Source organism: Bifidobacterium cebidarum (genome assembly GCF_009193305.1).
GTDB lineage: Bacteria > Actinomycetota > Actinomycetes > Actinomycetales > Bifidobacteriaceae > Bifidobacterium > Bifidobacterium cebidarum.
In genome coordinates this window covers 1-5,400 of record NZ_WBVS01000015.1, presented here as the reverse complement: position 1 = coordinate 5,400, position 5,400 = coordinate 1, and the positions used below count along the sequence as shown (strand labels likewise).

The 5,400-nt window shown below is 59.4% G+C and carries 3 rRNA genes; all 3 read right to left on the bottom strand.

Annotated features, from left to right (window positions below):
* Positions 1 to 117 (bottom strand): 5S ribosomal RNA (rrf, locus tag F7D08_RS09665).
* Positions 118 to 291: 174 nt separating this feature from the next.
* A 23S ribosomal RNA gene (locus F7D08_RS09660) occupies positions 292 to 3,344 on the bottom strand.
* Positions 3,345 to 3,771: 427 nt separating this feature from the next.
* Positions 3,772 to 5,298, bottom strand: a 16S ribosomal RNA gene (locus F7D08_RS09655).
* The 16S, 23S and 5S rRNA genes sit together here, the layout of an rRNA operon.
* Positions 5,299 to 5,400: the final 102 nt, after the last annotated feature.

Genomic DNA, 5,400 nt, shown 5'->3' with positions numbered 1-5,400 from the left:
ATGCGGCGGTGTGCTACTCTCCCACACCCTGTCGGGTGCAGTACCATCGCCGTGCCAGGCCTTAGCTTCCGGGTTCGGAATGGGACCGGGCGTCTCCCCTGGGCCATGACCGCCGCAAATCTTCAATTCTTTCGGTCAGACATGTCGTCTGCCGGCATTGTGGTGGTTTGGGGACCGGATGGTGGACGCTTCCAGGTTTCGTTGTTCCGTATCGTGCGACCCGAGACCGTAGTGTCTCCTTGTCGTCCGTGATGGAATCGCGCAGCACGGCCACCAACCATGGGTTGGTGTGAAGGTTCGCCTTCCCCCGTTAGTACCGGTCGGCTCCACCCCTCGCGGGGCTTCCACGTCCGGCCTATCGACCACGTGTTCTTCATGGGGGGTTCAGGACCCCGAAGGGTCCATGGAATGCTTATCTTGGAGCAGGCTTCCCGCTTAGATGCTTTCAGCGGTTATCCCTTCCGAACGTGGCCAACCGGCCGTGCCGCTGGCGCGACAACCGGCATACCAGAGGTTCGTCCACCCAGGTCCTCTCGTACTATGGGCAGGCCTCCTCAACATTCCAACGAGCGCAGAGGATAGAGACCAAACTGTCTCACGACGTTCTGAACCCAGCTCGCGTGCCGCTTTAATCGGCGAACAGCCGAACCCTTGGGACCTGCTCCAGCCCCAGGATGCGACGAGCCGACATCGAGGTGCCAAACCATCCCGTCGATATGGACTCTTGGGAATGATCAGCCTGTTATCCCCGGGGTACCTTTTATCCGTTGAGCGATGCCGCGTCCGTACACCGGCACCGGATCACTAGTTCCGACTTTCGTCCCTGCTCGACCCGTCAGTCTCGCAGTCAAGCTCCCTTGTGCACTTACACTCGCCACCCGATTGCCAACCGGGCTGAGGGAACCTTTGAGCGCCTCCGTTACTCTTTGGGAGGCAACCGCCCCAGTTAAACTACCCGCCAGGCACTGTCCCAGACCAGGATGACTGGTCGTGGTGAGACATCCAATGCGAACAGAGCGGTATTTCACCTTGCGACTCCACACGGGCTGGCGCCCATGTATCGTAGTCTCCCGCCTATGCTACACAATCCACACCGAATGCCAATACCAAGGTATAGTAAAGGTCCCGGGGTCTTTTCGTCCTTCTGCGCTTAACGAGCATCTTTACTCGTACTGCAATTTCGCCGAGCTCCTGGTCGAGACAGTGGGGAAGTCGTTACGCCATTCGTGCAGGTCGGAACTTACCCGACAAGGAATTTCGCTACCTTAGGATGGTTATAGTTACCACCGCCGTTTACCGGGGCTTGAATTCACCGCTTCACCGAAGTTGACGGATCCTCTTAACCTTCCGGCACCGGGCAGGCGTCAGTGCATATACAGCGGCTTGCGCCTTCGCATGCACCTGTGTTTTTGGTAAACAGTCGCTACCCCCTGGTCTGTGCCACCCCCAACGGCTCCCCAAGCGAGTTGGTTCACCATCGGGGGTCTCCCTTAAACCGAAGGAACGGGAGTGATTTGCCGAGTTCCTTGACCAGGATTCGCTCGATCGCCTTGGTATTCTCTACCTGACCACCAGTGTCGGTTTGGGGTACGGGCGGCAACCGCCCTCACGCCGAAGCTTTTCTCGACGGCCGGGATCACCGGATCCACGCAAAACGCGCGTCCCATCGCACCTCACCCTTGACGCCCCCCGGATTTGCCTGGGGGACGGGCTGCGTGCTTGGCCCGGGAAAACCACCTCCCGGGCCGGCTGCCCTTCCGTGTCACTCCTGCGCTCACCTACCGGGGCTACGCTCCCAGACGAACACGCGTCACCCACCCGAAGGAGGGATCCACGCGAACGCAAGGTTAGTACTCGCCCTTTCGGTCTGATCGGTCGCTTGCCGGTACGGGAATATCGACCCGTTCATCCATTCGACTACGCCTGTCGGCCTCGCCTTAGGACCCGACTCACCCAGGGACGATGAACGTGGCCCTGGAACCCTTGGTCATCCGGCGGACGGGATCTTCACCCGTCTCTCGCTACTCATGTCTGCATTCTCACTCCCACGCAGTCCACCGTAGGCTTACGCCACGGCTTCGACCCGCGTGGGACGCTCTCCTACCCAGTACAAAGTACTGCCGCGTCTTCGGTGGTGTGCTTGAGCCCCGCTACATTGTCGGCGCGGAACCACTAGACCAGTGAGCTGTTACGCACTCTTTCAAGGGTGGCTGCTTCTGAGCCAACCTCCTGGCTGTCTATGCGACTCCACATCCTTTCCCACTTAGCACACGCTTCGGGACCTTAGACGACGATCTGGGCTGTCTCCCTCTCGACGACGGAGCTTATCCCCCGCCGACTCACTGCCGGGATACGCATCACGGGTATTCGGAGTTTGGTTGCTGTCGGTACCCAGTACGGGCCCTCAAGCATCCAGTAGCTCTACCCCCCGGATGTACTCACCCGACGCTGCACCTAAATGCATTTCGGAGAGAACCAGCTATCACGGAATTTGATTGGCCTTTCACCCCTAGCCCCAGGTCATCCCCCCGGTTTTCAACCCAGGTGGGTGCGGTCCTCCACGCGGTCTTACCCGCGCTTCAACCTGCCCAGGGCTAGATCATCCCGCTTCGGGTCCAGGACGAGCGACTCAGGCGCCTTTTAAGACTCGCTTTCGCTACGCGTCCGCCACACGGCTTACGCTTGCCACCCGCCACTGACTCGCAGACTCATTTTTCGATAGGCACGCCGTCACCCCGAAAGGCTCCGACGGTTTGTAGGCGCACGGTTTCAGAGACTGTTTCACTCCCCTCCCGGGGTGCTTTTCACCTTTCCCTCACGGTACTAGTACGCTATCGGTCAGACAGGAATACTTAGGCTTACCTCACGGTCGAGGCGGATTCACACGGGGTTCCACGGGACCCGTGCTACTTGGGACACATGATCGACGGTCCATGCGCCTTCGGGTACGGGGCCATCACCCTCTACGGCCCGGTATCCAACCCGGTTCCCCTCGCACATGGATTTCTCACCGCCGGCCGGCCCGTCGGGGCCGGCGCACACGCTCCCGCAACACCCATGCCGCAACCCCCGACGGGTATCACACGACACGGGTTTGGCCTGATCCGCTTTCGCTCGCCACTACTCACGGAGTATCCTTTCCTGCAGGTACTGAGATGTTTCACTTCCCTGCGTACCCCCCGGCCAAAGCCGGTGACCGCCCATGACGGCGGCCGGGTTCCCCCATTCGGAAATCCTCGGATCAAAGCCCACTTGGCGGCTCCCCGAGGCATATCGCAGCCTGTAACGTCCTTCATCGGTCCTGTCTGCCAAGGCATCCACCATACGCCCTTGCGGGCGAACACACCCGCGCAACGCAACTACATGCCAGACGACAAATCATCAACACTACAATCAGATCACAAAACGATCGGAACGAACACCAAACAACAGTTTGGAGTCCGAACGAAATCAACAGCAAAAACAATCACTAGGATCGTTCTTGCTCGCGTCCACTATCCAGTTCTCAAACCACCACGCACCACCACGGCCAGCCACGACGGGACACACCCGACGGCAGGCCACGATGGGCATCGAATCGCACCGAGACCAACGTCTCGGGGTGGCGATCCGGGAGCCCAAAAGCGCATCCGCACCACCCCACGGCCATCCCACGACGGACAGGCCGAAAGCCAACGATCTCTTCCACACCAGCAACCGGAAACCAACCGGGACTGTCCCGGCCGTCCGGCCCACACCGGCCTCCAAGCAGAGGCCTGAATGACTCCGTAGAAAGGAGGTGATCCAGCCGCACCTTCCGGTACGGCTACCTTGTTACGACTTAGTCCCAATCACGAGCCTCACCTTAGACGGCTCCCCCCTCACAAGGAGGTTAGGCCACCGGCTTCGGGTGCTGCCCACTTTCATGACTTGACGGGCGGTGTGTACAAGGCCCGGGAACGCATTCACCGCGACGTTGCTGATTCGCGATTACTAGCGACTCCGCCTTCACGCAGTCGAGTTGCAGACTGCGATCCGAACTGAGACCGGTTTTCAGGGATCCGCTCCAAGTCGCCTTGTCGCATCCCGTTGTACCGGCCATTGTAGCATGCGTGAAGCCCTGGACGTAAGGGGCATGATGATCTGACGTCATCCCCACCTTCCTCCGAGTTAACCCCGGCGGTCCCCCGTGAGTTCCCGGCATAATCCGCTGGCAACACGGGGCGAGGGTTGCGCTCGTTGCGGGACTTAACCCAACATCTCACGACACGAGCTGACGACGACCATGCACCACCTGTGAACCCGCCCCGAAGGGAAACCCCATCTCTGGAGTCGTCGGGAACATGTCAAGCCCAGGTAAGGTTCTTCGCGTTGCATCGAATTAATCCGCATGCTCCGCCGCTTGTGCGGGCCCCCGTCAATTTCTTTGAGTTTTAGCCTTGCGGCCGTACTCCCCAGGCGGGATGCTTAACGCGTTGGCTCCGACACGGAACACGTGGAACGTGCCCCACATCCAGCATCCACCGTTTACGGCGTGGACTACCAGGGTATCTAATCCTGTTCGCTCCCCACGCTTTCGCTCCTCAGCGTCAGTAACGGCCCAGAGACCTGCCTTCGCCATTGGTGTTCTTCCCGATATCTACACATTCCACCGTTACACCGGGAATTCCAGTCTCCCCTACCGCACTCAAGCCCGCCCGTACCCGGCGCGGATCCACCGTTAAGCGATGGACTTTCACACCGGACGCGACGAACCGCCTACGAGCCCTTTACGCCCAATAATTCCGGATAACGCTTGCGCCCTACGTATTACCGCGGCTGCTGGCACGTAGTTAGCCGGCGCTTATTCAACGGGTACACTCACTCACGCTTGCTCCCCGATAAAAGAGGTTTACAACCCGAAGGCCTCCATCCCTCACGCGGCGTCGCTGCATCAGGCTTGCGCCCATTGTGCAATATTCCCCACTGCTGCCTCCCGTAGGAGTCTGGGCCGTATCTCAGTCCCAATGTGGCCGGTCGCCCTCTCAGGCCGGCTACCCGTCGAAGCCATGGTGGGCCGTTACCCCGCCATCAAGCTGATAGGACGCGACCCCATCCCATGCCGCGAAAGCTTTCCCAACAAACCATGCGATATGTTGGAGCATCCGGCATTACCACCCGTTTCCAGGAGCTATTCCGGAGCATGGGGCAGGTCGGTCACGCATTACTCACCCGTTCGCCACTCTCACCGGAGTGCAAGCACTCCGGATCCCGTTCGACTTGCATGTGTTAAGCACGCCGCCAGCGTTCATCCTGAGCCAGAATCGAACCCTCCACAAAAAAAATTAGCGAAGAGAACCATAGATGACTCTCAAACAATTTCCAAAAGAAATCAACAGGAACGTCCTAATAAGGAAAGGACGCTCACACTCAAAAAACCTC